Source organism: Mesorhizobium sp. (assembly GCF_005063415.1).
In the GTDB taxonomy this organism is placed as follows: Bacteria; Pseudomonadota; Alphaproteobacteria; order Rhizobiales; family Rhizobiaceae; genus Mesorhizobium.
Window position 1 is genome coordinate 1 of record NZ_SUEG01000306.1, and the last position, 2,101, is coordinate 2,101.

General features: G+C 67.4%; 2 protein-coding genes and 1 pseudogene. 2 read left to right on the forward strand and 1 reads right to left on the reverse strand.

Annotation, left to right across the window (positions count from 1 at the left end; genetic code table 11):
- The coding region (gene tsaD / locus E5W70_RS32080) for a tRNA (adenosine(37)-N6)-threonylcarbamoyltransferase complex transferase subunit TsaD (protein ID WP_292665338.1) at positions 1-886 on the reverse strand (886 nt) is incomplete at its 3' end.
- A gap of 103 nt (positions 887-989) precedes the next feature.
- On the opposite strand from tsaD, the gene hemC reads away from it, so the two are divergent.
- Positions 990-1,916 carry a hydroxymethylbilane synthase gene (hemC, locus tag E5W70_RS32085; RefSeq protein ID WP_292665340.1) on the forward strand — a complete coding sequence of 309 codons (927 nt, stop codon included), beginning with the start codon at positions 990-992 and terminating at the stop codon, positions 1,914-1,916.
- Position 1,917: 1 nt separating this feature from the next.
- Positions 1,918-2,101: pseudogene (locus E5W70_RS32090) on the forward strand (uroporphyrinogen-III synthase); the annotation flags it as partial.

A 2,101-nucleotide genomic window follows, 5' to 3' on the forward strand; every position in this document is an offset into this window, starting at 1 on the left:
GCTCGCACAGGCCCTGCAATGTCGCCTTGATGGTCCGATTGGCGGCGACGCCGCCGGCGACAACCAGCGCAGGCTCGGCCTTGTCCGGGAATTGCTGACGGAACCTGGTCAGCGCCCGCGCAACACGGTCGCCCAGCGCATCCGCCACCGCCGCCTGGAACGAGGCGCAGATATCGGCGACGTCCTGGTCGCTCAGCGGGGCGATGGCCGTTGCCGCCTGGCGCACCGCGGTCTTGAGACCGGAGAAGGAAAAATCGGGCTGCGCCGAGCCCTTCATCGGGCGCGGAAACGCAAAACGCGCCGCATCGCCATTTGCCGCCGCCTTCTCGACATTCGGTCCGCCCGGATAGGGCAGGCCGAGCATCTTGGCCGTCTTGTCGAAGGCCTCGCCAAGCGCGTCATCGATGGTCGTCGCCCAGCGCTGGTAGTCGCCGACGCCGCGCAAGGCGACGATCTGCGTATGGCCGCCGGAGACTAGCAGCAAGAGGTAGGGAAAGTCGAGCCCGTCGGTCAATCTGGCCGTCAGCGCATGGCCTTCGAGATGGTTGATGGCGATCAGCGGTTTTTTGGCTGCCGCGGCGATTGCTTTTGCCGTCATCAGGCCGACAATCAGCCCGCCGACAAGACCGGGACCGGCGGTGGCGGCAATCGCATCGATGTCGGCGAGGTCGACGCCGGAATCGGCCAGCGCTGCTTCGATGATACCGTCGAGCGCCTCGACATGCGCGCGCGCGGCGATCTCCGGCACGACGCCGCCGAAAGCGGCATGCTCCTCGATCTGGCTGAGCACGACGTTAGACAGGATTTGCGGCGTGCTGCGACCGTCCAGCGCCACCACGCTGGCGGCGGTCTCGTCGCAACTCGTCTCGATGCCCAGAACGCGGATCAATTCGTCGCTGTCCTCGATGATTGTGCAACCGGCCTTTCCCCGATAGGAGAAAGCCGGAAAACGGCCTCGATCTGCCGGGGGTTATCACGGACGGCGCGTCATGCAAACAACCTTGAAAATCGGAACACGCGGCAGCCCGCTGGCGCTGGCGCAGGCGCATGAAACGCAGGCGCGACTGATGGCCGCGCACGGCATGCCGGCGGAAGCTTTCGAGGTGGTCGTCATCTCGACCAGCGGCGACCGCATCCAGGACCGGCCGCTGTCGGAAGCCGGCGGCAAGGGCCTGTTCACCAAGGAGATCGAGGAGGCGCTGCTGGCGCGCCGCATCGACATCGCCGTGCATTCGTCGAAGGACATGCCGACCCTGTTGCCCGAAGGGCTGGAACTGTCCGCCTTCCTGCCGCGCGAGGACGCGCGTGACGCCTTCATCGGCAAGGCGGCGCGAACGATTGCCGGCCTGCCGCAACGCGCCAGGGTCGGTTCGTCGTCGCTGCGGCGCCAGGCGCTGATCCGGCGGATGCGGCCGGACATCGAGGTGGTGATGTTTCGCGGCAATGTGCAGACGCGGCTGCGCAAGCTCGACGAGGGCATCGCCGACGGCACCATCCTCGCCTATGCCGGGCTGAAGCGGCTCGGGCTCGAAGATGTCGTCACCGACCTGATGCCGCTCGAGGTCTTTCCGCCGGCGCCGGGACAAGGCGCGATCTGTATCGAAAGCCGTATCGGCGACCGCGACGTGGAACAGATGCTGACGGCAATCCACGACGTGCCGACCGGCCAGGCGCTGGCCTGCGAGCGCGCCTTCCTGGCGGCGCTCGACGGCTCCTGCCGCACGCCGATCGCCGGCCATGCGACGATATCGGGCGGAACGGTTTCCTTTGCCGGACTGATCATCTCGCCCGATGGCACACAGTCGCATGAAGTCAGGCTGCAAGGGCCGGCGCAGGAGGCGGCGCGCATTGGCGCGGAAGCCGCCGCGATCGTTCGGGCCAAAGCCGGCGAAACATTCTTCGACGGCTGGACCTGACATGCTCCGCGTCCTGGTGACGAGGCCCGAACCGGGCGCCTCGCGCACGGCGCGCCGGCTTGCGGATGCCGGCTTTCAGCCGATCCTGCTGCCATTGACCGAAACCGTGGCGCTGGCGGTCGATGCCGGCGCGGTCGCCGATGCCGCCGCCGCGATCACTTCTTTCGGCGCATGGCGAACGGCAT

Coding starts and splice junctions, on each gene's coding strand:
- hemC (WP_292665340.1), top strand. CDS start 990: ATGCAAACAACCTTGAAAATCGGAACACGCGGCAGCCCGCTGGCGCTG.